This window comes from Acidithiobacillus sp., from assembly GCF_023255755.1.
Lineage (GTDB): Bacteria > Pseudomonadota > Gammaproteobacteria > Acidithiobacillales > Acidithiobacillaceae > Acidithiobacillus.
In genome coordinates this window covers 9,705-24,058 of sequence record NZ_JAGDVS010000006.1, presented here as the reverse complement: position 1 = coordinate 24,058, position 14,354 = coordinate 9,705, and the positions used below count along the sequence as shown (strand labels likewise).

Annotated in this window: 13 protein-coding genes and 2 pseudogenes; 1 reads left to right on the top strand and 14 read right to left on the bottom strand. The window is 52.6% G+C overall.

Annotation, left to right across the window (positions count from 1 at the left end; genetic code table 11):
• Window positions 1-247: 247 nt before the first annotated feature.
• Window positions 248-2,071 carry a VWA domain-containing protein gene (locus tag Q0C48_RS00610; RefSeq protein WP_291520626.1) on the bottom strand — a complete coding sequence of 608 codons (1,824 nt, stop codon included), beginning with the start codon at window positions 2,069-2,071 and terminating at the stop codon, window positions 248-250.
• A gap of 235 nt (window positions 2,072-2,306) precedes the next feature.
• On the opposite strand from Q0C48_RS00610, the pseudogene Q0C48_RS00605 reads away from it, so the two are divergent.
• Window positions 2,307-2,533: pseudogene (locus Q0C48_RS00605) on the top strand (transposase); the annotation flags it as partial.
• A gap of 21 nt (window positions 2,534-2,554) precedes the next feature.
• On the opposite strand, the gene Q0C48_RS00600 reads toward Q0C48_RS00605, so the two are convergent.
• The 13 genes and pseudogenes from Q0C48_RS00600 to Q0C48_RS00545 all read right to left on the bottom strand — a co-directional run.
• Complete coding sequence (locus Q0C48_RS00600; protein ID WP_291520625.1) at window positions 2,555-3,598, bottom strand: aliphatic amidase; 1,044 nt, start codon at window positions 3,596-3,598, stop codon at window positions 2,555-2,557.
• Window positions 3,599-3,628: 30 nt separating this feature from the next.
• Window positions 3,629-3,967: a zinc ribbon domain-containing protein gene (locus tag Q0C48_RS14575; protein WP_366936965.1), complete on the bottom strand. Its 339-nt coding sequence runs from the start codon at window positions 3,965-3,967 to the stop codon at window positions 3,629-3,631.
• Window positions 3,968-4,030: 63 nt separating this feature from the next.
• A complete protein-coding gene (gene fmdA, locus Q0C48_RS00595; protein WP_278666841.1) occupies window positions 4,031-5,257 on the bottom strand; it encodes a formamidase in 1,227 nt (408 codons plus the stop codon).
• Window positions 5,258-5,286: 29 nt separating this feature from the next.
• Window positions 5,287-6,966, bottom strand: a complete 1,680-nt coding sequence (locus tag Q0C48_RS00590) for a hypothetical protein (protein WP_291520624.1) — start codon at window positions 6,964-6,966, stop codon at window positions 5,287-5,289.
• Between the two features lie 117 nt (window positions 6,967-7,083).
• Window positions 7,084-8,259: a DUF3138 family protein gene (locus Q0C48_RS00585; protein WP_291520620.1), complete on the bottom strand. Its 1,176-nt coding sequence runs from the start codon at window positions 8,257-8,259 to the stop codon at window positions 7,084-7,086.
• 330 nt (window positions 8,260-8,589) lie between these two features.
• Entirely contained in the window at window positions 8,590-9,186 is a 597-nt protein-coding gene (gene ureG, locus Q0C48_RS00580) for an urease accessory protein UreG (protein ID WP_291520618.1), read from the bottom strand.
• Between the two features lie 51 nt (window positions 9,187-9,237).
• Window positions 9,238-9,915, bottom strand: a complete 678-nt coding sequence (locus tag Q0C48_RS00575; RefSeq protein WP_291520616.1) for an urease accessory protein UreF — start codon at window positions 9,913-9,915, stop codon at window positions 9,238-9,240.
• A complete protein-coding gene (gene ureE / locus Q0C48_RS00570) occupies window positions 9,912-10,358 on the bottom strand; it encodes an urease accessory protein UreE (protein WP_291520614.1) in 447 nt (148 codons plus the stop codon). Before ureE ends, Q0C48_RS00575 begins: the two co-directional genes overlap by 4 nt.
• 2 nt (window positions 10,359-10,360) lie before the next feature.
• Window positions 10,361-12,058 carry an urease subunit alpha gene (gene ureC / locus Q0C48_RS00565; protein ID WP_366936966.1) on the bottom strand — a complete coding sequence of 566 codons (1,698 nt, stop codon included), beginning with the start codon at window positions 12,056-12,058 and terminating at the stop codon, window positions 10,361-10,363.
• Between the two features lie 13 nt (window positions 12,059-12,071).
• On the bottom strand, window positions 12,072-12,386 hold the full coding sequence (locus tag Q0C48_RS00560; protein ID WP_215893151.1) for an urease subunit beta: 315 nt from the start codon (window positions 12,384-12,386) through the stop codon (window positions 12,072-12,074).
• Window positions 12,387-12,411: 25 nt separating this feature from the next.
• A complete protein-coding gene (locus tag Q0C48_RS00555; protein ID WP_291520607.1) occupies window positions 12,412-12,714 on the bottom strand; it encodes an urease subunit gamma in 303 nt (100 codons plus the stop codon).
• Window positions 12,715-12,727: 13 nt separating this feature from the next.
• A complete protein-coding gene (locus tag Q0C48_RS00550; protein WP_291520605.1) occupies window positions 12,728-13,495 on the bottom strand; it encodes an urease accessory protein UreD in 768 nt (255 codons plus the stop codon).
• A 574-nt stretch (window positions 13,496-14,069) separates the two neighbouring features.
• A pseudogene (locus Q0C48_RS00545) lies at window positions 14,070-14,354 on the bottom strand (allophanate hydrolase); the annotation flags it as partial.

Below are 14,354 nucleotides of genomic sequence, written 5' to 3'. Positions count from 1 at the left end.
GCCACTACGCTCCAGGGATACCTGCAGGCTTCCGACCACGGGCTTTGACATTCAGTTAGCCATGTCCCCTGGGGCACTGAAATCCGCTGTGAAGCCCCTGCAAGGAGAATCCCTGAGGCAATACCAGCTTGACCGCTTCGACCCGAAACCCAGCCGTATAGCTCTGTACTTTCTTCCCCATAAAATCCTTCTCATCCACTATATCCAATCGAGAATGTCCACAAGATTCAGATACCTAAAACTGGATTTAGAACTTCTTGCTCACCAAACGCAGGAACAACCGAGACAACCGTTCGGGCAAGTGCCGGAGGTTATCCAGAACCAGAAAATGCCCCGCACCAAAAATGTGTTCAACATATCGATCAGCGCCCAGATCGAGATTGACGCAAAAAATCTGCACGCCACGTTGACGCGCCTCGATCACGGCATGGCGTGTATCCAGCAGCAGATGTTCGGGGTCGAAGACATCAATATCCGAAGGCTCGCCGTCGGTCACGATCAGCATCACCCGATTGTGCGCGCCTTGGGTGAGCAACGACCAAGTCGCATGCCGGATGGCTGCGCCCATACGTGTGGAATAGCGCCCCTCAAGCCCTGCAAGGCGGGACTTAGCCTCAGCATCAAAGGGCTCATCAAAGCCCTTGGCACTCAGATAATCCACCTGATGACGCCCTTGAGAGTGGAACCCTGCCAGAGACAAAGCGGAACCCAGATCCGTCGCAGTCTCAGCCAGCAGCAGAACCGCCTCGCGGGCCAGATCCAGAATGGGGCGCCTGCTGATTGGATCGAGGGTATTCACCGACTCGGAAAGATCAAGTAGCAATGACAATGCCAGGACTTGGTCGTCCTGCGGCCGCATGCGAATGAACACTCTTGGATCCGGTTCTCGTCCGTTCCGAATATCCGCCAGCGATCTCAGCGCCGCATCTAGATCCAGTTCATCCCCTGCTTCCTGCTTGCAAAGTCGCACTCGATGCCGGCTGCGCAAAGTGCCGACCACACGACGCAGATTGGCCAGTAGCGGACGGTTGGCAGATAGAATTGCTGGTGCCCAATCCAAATCGCCCTTAGTCGCACTTCGTTCGAGCACTGAGCACCAGTTTGTTCGTTCGATACCCAATCGGGCAAACCACTCGGGATAACTGAATCGATATCCCTCCTCATCTTCCCGTGTCCGGAAAAAAGTCAGTTGTGCACTCTCCGCGACCTCCTCGATTTGATAGCCAGCCTCTGTGTTTATTGCCGACAAGGGTACTTCGGTGAAGGCCAATTGCCGCCCCTCAGAAGCCTCCTCGAACTGTGCGCCCGGCTGTTCGCCCTGCGTGATTTCTTCGGCAGACCGCTCCTCCTCTGGCAAAGGGTGCTCCTCATACCAGAGATGCTGATTGTCATCTCGGTAGACGGCCATCGGCGGCATGCTACCCTCATCCATCGACAAGCGCATCTGGCCGATGTCGTGTGCCAAACGCAATCCGATTTCGCGGGCCATCCTTGGATCCTCGATTTCGGCGTACCGCTCCTGAAAGAGCGTCACCGCCTTGCGAACCAGGAAGTCATCGTCGGTTGATTGATCCAACTCAAGCAGTCCGCGGGAAAGATGCCACATGAGCGTCACAAAAGGTGTGGGGTCCGGTGGCTCGGGTGGATGCAGATCCAACCAGAGTCTGCGAAGGCCCGGGAAGTGTGAAAAAGCGAGATACTCAACCCGAGCATCCTCAACTAGTTCAACCAAATGCCGCTGACGCGCATTCAGTGATTCCGGGTTCAACGGCTGGCTATACATGCGATGTGCGGCCGCATGAACCGCAGCCGCAATATAGACTCTCCGCGCCGTCACCGTGCCCTGTGGGGACAGCGACGACGGAAGACGAATGAATGTCTGATCGATATTCGGGCGGACCGATGCCGTCGAATCCGGCTGGGATGTCAATCCAACCAGATTGAATGGCTGCCCCCAAAGCGCAATCAGATACAAATTTAATAAATGTCGAACGTCCTCAAAGGACTGAGACGACGTGATTGAGTCCGCTTCCGATTTTTGAGGAAAAAAATTAGCCGTAGTGGTCTTCATGAAAACGGACATAAGCATTCGGGGTTATCGAAACGAAGAGACATCCTGAACATAGTGCCGCAGGGCCTGATGACGACCGAACGGTCTGGCCAAACCCGCATGCGGACCCGACCACAGGTCAGAGCCTGCGATATTTCAGGCGAATCGTACCTTCGGCATCAGTAATCAAGCCCGTGTTGTGTGGGTAGCCATCCGGGCTGCATTCCATGGCCTGATGAGCATGATCTGAAAAACGGTGCCCCGTTTCTAGTGGATCAATACCGTGCTGTGCAATCTCAAAACAGGCCTGTCCGGTGCTTACCATGCCTTTTAAGTTTCGGAAATATGCGCAACGTTATCTCTCCACCATGGCTTACCGCTTCAACCGCCGTTTTAACCTGGCCACGTTTACCCATGAGTTTGCTTCGTGCAGCCGGCAACATAAGACCCCGACCCGAGCACTGGCTCCGCGCAGCGGAATGATCGTGCTAATCAGGTTCTGTTTCATTTGTGACCACCCATATCCTGCTCGCTCGGGATACCCTGGATCGGGCATTCGGCCGTGCCGGGTGTCGAACGCGTGATCTTCTCAACATTTTCACGCGCCTTTGCCGGATCGGTGATCCAGGTTTTGTAGAACTCGTAGGGGCATTCCCCGGCGCCGTTCATGTCGTCGCCGGAATTGATCATGCCGGTGTAGCCGCGGTGTAGCAGCTTGTACAGGTGGTTCTGGCTCTGCCAGTTCTTGCGTGCATCGCGAATCTGGGAAACGGACAACTCGGCGTACTGAATGCCGTATTCCTCTTCGCCACACTCGCCCAGCGTGCGGCCGTCAAACCCGACGATGGCTGAATGACCGAAATAGGAATACACACCATCGAAGCCCGTGGCATTGGCAACGGCGACATAGGTATTGTTCATCCAGGCCATGGCTTTTGCGACCATCACCTGCTGATCCTTGGCCGGATACATGTAACCCTGGCAACGAACGATCAGTTCGGCACCCTTCATGGCGCAATCGCGCCAGATTTCGGGATAATTGCCATCGTCACAGATGATCAGGCTGACCATCATCCCCTTCGGGCCTTCACTCACGTAGGTCTTGCCACCGGGATACCAACCTTCAATCGGGCACCAGGGCATGATCTTGCGGTACTTCTGTGCGATTTCGCCTTGATCGTTGATCAGAATCAAGGTGTTGTAAGGCGCTTTGTTCGGGTGCTCCTCGTGACGCTCGCCGGTCAGTGAGAACACGCCCCAAGTCTTGGCCTTGCGGCAAGCAGCAGCAAAGATTTCAGTCTCTTCGCCCGGAACTGTCGAAGCCGTTTCATACATTTCTTTCGGGTCGTACATGATCCCGTGGGTGCTGTACTCGGGGAAAATGACGAGATCCATGCCCGGCAGCCCCCGCTTCATGCCAACAACCATATCGGCGATCTTGCGGGCGTTGTCCAAAACCTCAGCCTTGGTATGCAGGCGCGGCATCTTGTAGTTGACGACGGCGACGCCGACCGTGTCTTTGCTGCTGGAAATATCTCCGTGACGCACAATGTCTCCTTTGTCTTTGTTTCCTAGGGCTCAGTGGCTAATCATCCATGGGCGTTTGGTGGGGAATCCCTTGGTACCGTCGGCCGCGCACAACGTGGCCTTGGAGCCGGTGCCACAGCAACCGCAGCCTGGCGGATGCTTATGGGCGCGATACTCGCCGCTAGTCATAGGCGCGTGTGACGCGCGCTCGTTGGTCGCATGGCCTATACGCACGCTTGTCGACAGGGATGACATAGCCGGCGCCGATGCGATGACACGGTAAGCCTCCCGACCGCAAACGGGGCAATTGCAACTAGTGTTGCGCTGCGCCATGGGGCGAAGCGTATCGAAGATACCGCAGTTGTCGCACTGATATTCGTAAGTCGGCATGGAATGCTCCGAGCGGGTGTAGCAAGAACCGCACGTCTACTGCGCGGCCCGGGCCAGGGTAGATCAATCTTCGGAAAGCGGCAGGTCCACCCCGCCGGCGATGTGCTTGACCGGGCCTGCGGCGCTGGGGTTGATGTCGAACTCGAAGATCTCAGTGGGCAGCCACAGCGTGGCGCAGGCGTTGGGTATGTCTACCACGCCGCTGATATGTCCCTGCACCGGCGCTGTGCCAAGGATGGAGTAGGCTTGCGCCCCTGAATAACCGAACTTCTTTAGATACTCAATAGCGTTCAAACAGGCCTGACGATAGGCCACATGCACGTCAAGGTAGTGTTGCTGGCCCTGCTCGTCGACGGAGATGCCTTCGAATATCAGGTAATCCTTGTAGGTTGGGGTGATCGGGCTGGGCTTGAAGATGGGATTCTGAATGCCGTACTTGGCCATACCACCCTTGATCAGGTTCACACGCAAGTGCGCCCAACCGGCCATCTCGATGGCACCGCAGAAGGTGATCTCGCCGTCGCCCTGACTAAAGTGGAGATCCCCAACTGACAGACCGGCACCATCCACGTAAACGGGGAAGAATATCTTGGACCCGCGCGACAGATCCTTGATGTCGCAGTTGCCTCCGTGCTCGCGCGGCGGCACGGTGCGCGCGCCCTCGGCGGCCGCCTTGTCGCGTGACTCACCCTTGAGCTTTCCCATGTGGGCGGTCTTGGCGAACGGCGGATTGGCCAGCGGTGGAACGCGGTCCGGTTTGGTGGCGATGAAGCCAACCTCCCGCTCGTTCCATATGTCAAGCATCTTCTTATCCGGCAGGCAGCCGATCAGGCCCGGGTGGATCAGGCCCGCATAGCTCACTCCCGGAACGTGGCGCGAACTAGTGAACATGCCGTGAAAATCCCAAATAGACTTCTGCGCCTTGGGAAAATGCTCAGTGAGAAATCCACCTCCGTTCTTCTTGCTGAAGAAGCCGTTGAAACCCCACAAACTGTCGGATTTAGCGCCGATGTCAAGCAAGTCCACCACAAGTAGATCGCCAGGCTCGGCACCCTTCACTCCCACGGGGCCAGAAAGAAAATGCACAGTGCTAAGATCAATATCACGCACATCGTCCGCACTATCGTCGTTCTTAATGTAGCCCCCAGTCCAATCGTAGGTCTCTAGGATAAACTCGTCTCCAGGTTTGACCCACACCGCCATTGGGATATCAGGATGCCAACGATTGTGAACTTGCTCGTTTTCATATGGCGACTGGCACAGGTCAACAGATATTAGCGTTTCAGGCATAACTATTTCCTCACAAAGATGACAGACAGTCAGCAAGAAATGGACTTAACAGGAACGCCTTTAATTTCAGACTTACAGACATCTCCACATGTCGAATCCAGGCTACAGCACAAAGAGCAAATTGGCCCCTCGTGATGAGGACAGCACGCCATGTCCTCTTTTTCATACTCAAAACCGCAAGACGAGCAAGTCAAAATATCATGATGTGTTCCCGCATGATACTGCGCGTCACGTGCAAGGTAATATTTACCCTTAGTTAGTATCGCGATGATCGGAGAGCAAATAAATGCTACGAAAAGCGCTATGAATGCACTGAATGCCGCTGCATATGCTCCAAACGCTCCAAAAAACGCGGCCACAGAAATAATGGATGCAATGACCATCGATCCAAAACCAACAGGATTGAAGTTATAAAGATGTGCACGTTTGAATTCTACATAGGAAGGGCTCAACTTCAAAATGGGTTTATTGATAACAAGGTCGGCAACAACGGCACCAATCCACGCAACTGCAACATTGGAATAAAATCCAAGAATGGTGCCCAGGATGGAGAACATATTCCCTTCCATCAACGCAAGCGCTATCCCAACATTGAAGAAGATATAGATAACGCGTCCGGGATGCACATGAAGGATGCGAGAAAAGAAATTAGACCATGATAAAGATCCCGAATAGGCATTGGTTACATTAATCTTTATCTGCGACAAAAAGATAAACGAGGCTGCCACAGTCAACGCCACCGCAGCACTAGGGAAAACGTAACCAAAACTCGCAATATACATATGCACAGGCTGGTTCGCAGTGGCCAGTGGTGTACCGTGCGTAACTGCCACAGAAGAGAAGAAAGAGCCCATCAGCTGCTTGCTGGCTCCAAGAAGTACCCAACCGGGGCCAGCTGCCATCACGGCCAACCACCACATCCACTCCCGACCCTTTTTTTTCGCCGGCATGAAGCGAAGATAATCTGCCTGCTCGCCAATTTGCGCAATGAGAGAAAGAGCGATCCCCGCTGCAGTCCCGTAAAGCAGGGGATTGAATCCCGCACCACTAGGCGATTTTCCAGCAAACTGCGTCCAGTTCGCAATACTAGAAGGGTCTTTAATCAATACCGCGAGAACGGGAATAATCAATAGCGTAATCCAGATAGGTTGCGTCCACTTCTGCAAAACAGAAAGCAAGGTCATGCCGAATACAACCAGCGGAATTATGACTAAAGATGATATAACGTAAGCAACTGCAAGCGGAACACCAAAAAAGATGTTGAACGCTTGTGACATTACTGACCCTTCTAGAGCGAAGAATATGAACGTAAATGATGCATAGATTACGGAGGTAATAGTTGACCCCATATATCCAAAGCCGGCTCCACGTGTCAGCAAGTCGACATCCACGTTATATTTTGCTGAGTAATAAGCGATTGGAATCCCAGTAAGAAAAATAATGAACGCTGCCGTCAATATCCCCCAGAAGGCGTTAGTGAAACCAAATTGAATTGCCAGAGAGCCGCCTATGGCCTGGTCAGCCATATAGGCTATACCTCCCAAAGCAGCCATGGCAACGCCATATTCTGACCATGTTCTAAAGCTAGATGGTGCGTAACGAAGAGAATAATCCTCTAGTACTGGATTATTGACCAGCCCACCGAATACCCGTTTTGATCGAGATGTCTTGATGTTTTTAACCTCAGAAACCATGTCATCATTCTCCATAATTTATTTATCAGGACAGAGTGGTGCGTTAATTTTATCTACGTGTCACAAGCGAGATAAGAGCCCCAAGTTTCAGCCAGTCCCGCACCACTCGGTATCACAACAAATAAACACAAATTAGAAGGTGTAAACCATTTGAACTCCCACAAGACTGCTGTGGTTAGATAACCCATAAAGACTTCCACCAGCCGCATCCGCAGCATTTTGGTATAGGCCAAATGTTTTGTGATCAGACCAGTCATAACGATATTCAATCTTACCGAGTAGCTCCGGAGTAAACTGGTAAAGGCCCGCCACAGTGAGTTCTTGGCGTATTGGACCACGGTTTGGATCGTTCGGGTTTGGCGCGAATCCACCTTGGTAGTTATAGGCGCCTGGGGAACCGGTAACAGAGGCTAGTCCGCCATTTTTGGTATCATTGAAATAGTCGTAACGTAGTGTCACGCTCGCCGCGTCGGTAAGCTTGTAGTTTCCCAGCAACTCCGTACCCCAAGCTTGTCCGGTACCACCGTTTACAGCCCCTCCAGACGCGTTCTCAAGGAATAATTCCCAGCCCAACGTAATCGGACCACTGGCATATTGGCCGTCGAGATCGTTATAAATCAGATTGTACGTGGGTCCTGGAGCGGGTGTGGTGTTGGTATCTGCGACGGCTCCATAAAGCCAAAAACTCCATGGCGAGGAGCTGGGACTGTATCCTAGATAATATTGGAAGCTGGGAGTCTTTGAACTAGCGTTGAAAGCTGTATTGAAATTCCCCACCATGAATTTTGCTGAATAAGGTCCGGCAGCATATTCCGCGCCAAGGCCAGTGTAGTAACCGGGTTCAATGTAGTCATAGGCGAGACTCTGGGTGATTGTTAATAGGGTGGGTGCGTAGGAACTTTCATACCCATCCCATGCAATGACTTGGCCGCCTGTTAATGTCCAATTATCACTTAATGGAACCTTAAACTGGGCTTTTTGTATTGGTTTGTTATAACCCATATTTGGCATAAAACTTAAGTAGATGCCACTGCCATCTTTGAATGTTTTTGATACGTTCAGTTGAACTCCACCGATAGCACCTAAATTGGTTGAATAATATTCGTACGGGCCTGGCGCTGTTGTGCCTAAGTAAAAGGAGCTGATGTTTTGATCTTGGCTATAGATGTAGGTGGGAGCAATATAACCAGATATATTAAATCCGCCACCGAGGTCGCCACTTGCTGCATAGGCGGTCGCGCTGCTTGCCAGCAATCCAAAAGCAAGGAACTTTACTGATTTTTGTATGCGTTTTCTGCGGGTACACATAAATGCCAGTCTCCTATTGGTGTCAGTTTTAACATCACTGGAGATTAAGCAAATATAGTGCCAACTTAGTGGCATCAACTATCTTATTGAATGAAATATACTTTTCAGTATAACTATGCTAACTTTTATTATCCGTTGCATCATGGTGGTGCATTATCATGCAATCTGAACCGTTAGGGTGCATTACCATTGAAACAGCCGAGTTCTGGCTCAGGTGATAAAGCGTAACTAGGAAATGACTTCTCGGACCGAGGTGCAGAAGTGGTTTGTCGATCCTTATAGAGACTGTGCAGCGGGTTTCTAGGAGCAACGCGATCCCTCAAGCAGCGACTACCGGATGCGCTCAGATATGTAAGCCGCTATCTGTGTAAGCCCAATACCGGTTTTAAGATTGCTAAATAGAAAAGGGCGGTCCCCACGCATAAGCCGCGCATCGCGCTCCATTGTCTCCAGGCTTGCCCCGACGTAGGGCGCCAGATCAATCTTGTTGATGACTAAGAGGTCAGAGCGTGTGATCCCAGGGCCACCTTTTCTGGGTATTTTGTCTCCAGCGGCGACATCAATGACGTAAATACTCAGATCCACTAACTCCGGACTGAACATTGCGGCCAAATTATCACCGCCACTCTCCACGAACAGCAACTGGACGCCTGGAAAGCGTATTTCCAAGTCCTCTAATGCCGCCATATTCATGGAAGCATCCTCGCGTATCGCGGTATGCGGACATCCGCCCGTTTCCACCCCAACGATACGATCAGCGTCCAACGCCCCATGACGAACGAGAAACTCGGCATCTTCCCGCGTGTAAATATCGTTAGTCACAACCGCAATGTCATACCGTTCTCGCAAGTAATTGCACAGCGCCTCAACCAGTGCTGTTTTCCCAGACCCAACCGGTCCAGCTATACCTACGCGCAGAGCATCCATAGCAACTCCTTCAGAATGGTCGCCGAGAAAATGTAAAGTTAGGTGTTAACATCAACTCCGAAAGAGTCTACTGTATTGGGACTCATGGCTCATGGCAGCCAGCGACTGGCCAGTACCCCATACATAGAGTTCGTCATCGGTCACAGTTAGTGCATATGATGCGGCGTCTTCCAATCTATCTTGCAGTTGCCAGAGAATTTTTTGTCCACTCATTTGGCCGATGGGTATGAGTTTTACTCCTGCAGTTACCAGGTTGTTGAGCCAGCTGTGCAGGTAAGCAACGATTGCTGCATGCACGGGGATACCCCACTGCGCTGTCAACACAGCATATACTGCCGTGAAATTAGCCAGCGGTTTCTCTGAAAGCGGTGCATCGTGGACATTCATCGCAATCCGCCACAATGCTCGGCCCATGGTCCAACTCTGCTCACGCAGCTCCTCGCTCTCCCTACTCGCGGAAATCCAGGCATCCCAGTAATGTTGGCCTGCCATATCGTCGTTTTTTCGCGCGTCGAATACCCGTTTGACGATCGCGGCATCCACGCGAATCGCACCATAGCACAGTGAGTCGCTGAGCCAGCCAGCGAGATCATCGGGTTTTCGGACAATCTCGGATTCCACAAGATGTTCCAACCCTTCTGAATACGCAAACGCACCCACCGGTAGCGCAGCGCTGCTCAATTGCAGCAGCCTCCCCAGAGCGGTGGCATCAAGGTCCATATAGTTCATGCATGATGGTGTCTATAGGCTCCGGCGTCTGGCAGAAAGGGGGTCATTTCGGACATCACCTGCAACCCGCCCAACCCCTCTATCAAATGCAGTAACACATGGTCTGGCTTGATTCGTAAATATTCCTGGGTGATTTCCATCGCTATGTGGCGATTTCCCAGATGGTAGGCCGCTCGCAGTAGCGACAGTGGGTGATCCGCGCGGATGGTGTAGACGGCCTCATCCTGCGCCAAAACGCGCACCACAGGTTCGCCGGAAGCCGTCAGCAGGACGTCACCCGGCTGAAGGACCGTGCCGCGCGGCAGTTGCAGTTGAATCGGCTCTCCGCCGGGAATGAGCAAACGGTGGCGAGCGCGTTCACGTTCCTCGGCCGCCAGCGGGATACCGACCAGATCAAGGCGGTCGGCAGATTGGGAATGGTCGCGTGCAGTAATCGTCAGCATAATCAGAACAAAAAGTAGCGTTGGGCAAGTGGTAAGTCTACTGCCGGATCACAAGTCAGCAATTCGCCGTCTGCCCTGACTGCGTAGCTTTGTGGATCCACCTCAATATGTGGCAGGGCATCGTTGTTCTTCATATCCTGCTTGCCAATGGCTCTGGTGTTCTGTACGGGCAGCACGCTACGCTGCAGTCCTAATTGCCCGGCCATGCCGTTTTCCCAGGCAAACTGGGACATAAAGGTAATCGAAGTATTCTGAAGAGCCTTTCCGAACGCTGCAAACATGGGACGTCCGTAAACAGGTTGCGGAGTAGGAATACTTGCATTGGTATCGCCCATCTGTGCCCAGGCAATCATACCACCCTTGAGTACGAGCTCAGGTTTAACCCCAAAAAATGCGGGCCGCCACAATACGAGGTCCGCCAGTTTGCCAATTGCAATAGAGCCGAGGTGATCCGCCATACCGTGGGTGAGTGCCGGGTTAATCGTGTACTTCGCGATGTATCGTTTCACCCGCAGGTTATCATGGGTGGCCGGATCCCCCGGAAGGCTGCCGCGCTGCTCTTTCATCTTGTGGGCTGTTTGCCAGGTGCGCAAGATCACTTCCCCTACTCGCCCCATAGCCTGAGAGTCTGAGGCCATCATGGATATGGCGCCCAGATCGTGCAGGATGTCTTCGGCCGCGATGGTCTCACGACGGATACGGGATTCGGCAAAGGCGAGATCCTCAGCGATGCTAGGATCCAGATGGTGACAGACCATGAGCATGTCGAGGTGCTCTTCCACAGTATTCACCGTGTAGGGTCGTGTGGGATTGGTGGAGGATGGTAATACATTAGATTCGCCGCAAACTTTAATGATATCAGGAGCATGCCCTCCTCCGGCACCTTCTGTATGGTAACTATGAATGGTACGACCTTTGAAAGCGTTAATGGTATTTTCGACAAATCCGGCTTCATTAAGCGTGTCTGTGTGTATGGCTACTTGCACGTCGTAGGCATCAGCAACAGTCAAACAGCAATCAATAGCGGCTGGGGTAGTGCCCCAATCTTCGTGTAACTTCAAACCGATAGCTCCTGCTTCAATCTGCTCGCGCAAGCCCTCCGGGCGAGAAGAGTTACCTTTACCCAAGAAACCCAGGTTCATGGGAAAGGCCTCGGCAGAAAGCAGCATTTGTTGCAAATACCACGGTCCGGGCGTACAGGTCGTCGCATTGGTGCCCGCGGCAGGGCCGGTACCACCGCCAATCATGGTGGTAATGCCTGACGCCAGCGCCGTTTCTATCAGTTGCGGGCAAATAAAGTGTATGTGTGAATCAACACCGCCGGCAGTAAGCACCATTCCCTCACCGGCAATGATTTCGGTGCCGGGTCCGATGATGATAGTCACACCCTCCTGCGTATAGGGATTACCTGCTTTACCAATGGCAGCAATACGCCCCCACCGTATGCCGACATCCGCCTTGATGATGCCCCACCAGTCAATAATAACCGCATTGGTGATGACGAGGTCCATGGCACCATCCGCATGGGTGATCGGAGATTGTCCCATGCCGTCACGAATGACCTTCCCGCCGCCAAATTTAACTTCATCGCCATAATGGGTCAGATCCCGTTCGATCTGAATTAGGAGCTGCGTGTCAGCCAGCCGCATGCGGTCTCCTGTAGTGGGGCCGTAATGCTCGGCATACGCACGTCTATCCATTTGCGCCATAGTTTTATGCTTCCTTCAGCGGACCGTTCACGAATCCGTTAAAACCAAAAACCTGACGAAGCCCGCCATAGGGGATCAACGTCACCGCCCGCTCGTCACCAGGTTCGAAACGAATAGCCGTTCCCGCAGGGATGTCCAGCCGCATTCCGTATGCTACTTCCCGATTAAAAGTAAGGGCAGCGTTGGCCTCGTAAAAATGGTAATGGGAACCCACCTGTATCGGCCGGTCACCGACGTTGGTAACCTGCATAGCAACGCGCGGGCGTCCAACGTTCAGTTCAATCGCACCATCTGCACTGATAATTTCACCGGGAATCATTTCAAATCACTCCTTTCCAATGCGGCTAGCGGATAGGCAGATGAACAGTCACTAGTTTGGTTCCATCCGGAAAGGTAGCTTCTACCTGTACTTCAGCAATCATCTCTGGCACCTCGTCCATAACCTCTTCACGTTTCAATACTTGGCTTCCTTCGCTCATCAACTGACTGACAGACTTGCCGTCTCGGGCGCCCTCCAGAATCGCTGCAGAAATATAGGCAACGGCTTCGGGATAATTGAGCTTGAGACCGCGTTCTTTACGCCGTTCAGCCAGTAAAGCGGCTGTAAAAATCAATAACTTGTCTTTTTCCTGCGGGGTAAGATGCATAAAATCCTCTTATTCAGGTGCTCCAGACACGCGGTGAGCAGGCCGGTCGATGCAAAAATTGTCGGCGCACGATATCCCAGATGGCCACGAACCACGCTCGTGCGTTAGCCGTAGACGGTCCCCGGTAACGCGCTGTCATTCCACATTCGAGTCGAGTCACACCCGCGTCACCTTCCCAGTCCCGAGATCGCCACCATAACCTGCACGCCTCAACGAGCTCCCGATCAACCGGCGCACCTACCCAAGCCAGCGTGGCCATAACGGCATTCCCATTCAACCCAAAAGGCGAGTCCAGAAGTCCGCTACCTCCGTCTAATCGCTGCCGGTCTATCCAGAGTGGGCGACCTTTCCGCCATACCTCTGTCGTTGATTTCCAGCAACCCCGCGAAAACCTCTCACCAGAGGCACTTCGCCCAAAACGGGTAATTTCCCAGCCTAGCCAGAAGCCTTTTGCATCCAGCTCGATCCGCGACTGCTGATGCCAATATGCACCATCAAAAAGTATGGTCTCCTGTGGTAGCCATTCCAGACAAGCATCAGTACCCACCGTAATTTCCATACTCTGGTATGCATTTGTGGTACTACGATACACCTTGGTTGCTCCGGGACTGGTGAGCAACACGTGGGTATCTTCGGCGAGATCAACATGGATATGTAATTGATCGTCATTGGCCACCCCGCCCGGGGGATGGAGAATGATTCCATGACAAACCTCTGGACCTTCTGGATACAATGGCCGTTGAAAGGCCAAGGGCAAGACCGCCTCTTGTCGCTTTAACATGGTGTTGCCTTGTCTAGCCACGAAGGACAGCGAAAGATTCCCTTCCCAAGAGCACAACTTATTTTTTCACCTCGCTAAAATATATTGCGTCCACTCCGAAGTGTCGTAGGGCACAATATAAAGAAATCGTCTACTATAATTTTCTATGAAACCATCCAGAAAATTGGGCGGCTATGCCGCCCGAAGCAGTTCTTAGGGAGTCACTCACAGCCATGGAGTCCATCACTAACGCCATGACTAGAAGATAATAGCAAATACCGCGCCACAACTTGCGGGCTAGTGTTTTCAGGCGACGTTCGCCAGCACGGAGATATCGGCCAAATGATCATTTTTGTGTGTTATCATTCTAATTCTATTTAACATGCTAGACTGCGAGAATATCCTCGTAAGGACTTTTTCAACGAACAACAGAGTCAGACGCACGAAGCGGCAACTTCTGCCGATCTGGGAAAGCCATACCATATGCGCACCGATATGGTGCACACTCGCGAAAAAAACTGCTTTCCGCTTTGTTTTAGTGCATATCCTGACACCGGGGGCTGCTATTAACGCTGTAATTTAACAAGATGCCCCCTCAGCCCTGTATGGAACGCAGATAAGCACGCCATCCTTTGAAATCCGTGATGTCTACGGCATTGGTGATGCCAACACCCTCGCATATGAACCCATTAACATGGCTGCCATCGAAGAGTTCGACGGTACCGATGCCTAGCGGCGCGGGGATACCGTTGACAAAGGGTCCGAAGGCCGCGGCAGGCATCTCCCACACCTCGCAGCCGATCGCCTTACCCCCATGGGCAACGCGGACCAGCCCGGGACGCTTGCCGTCGGTCAGGGCGTATAGCCGATAGCAAGAGGC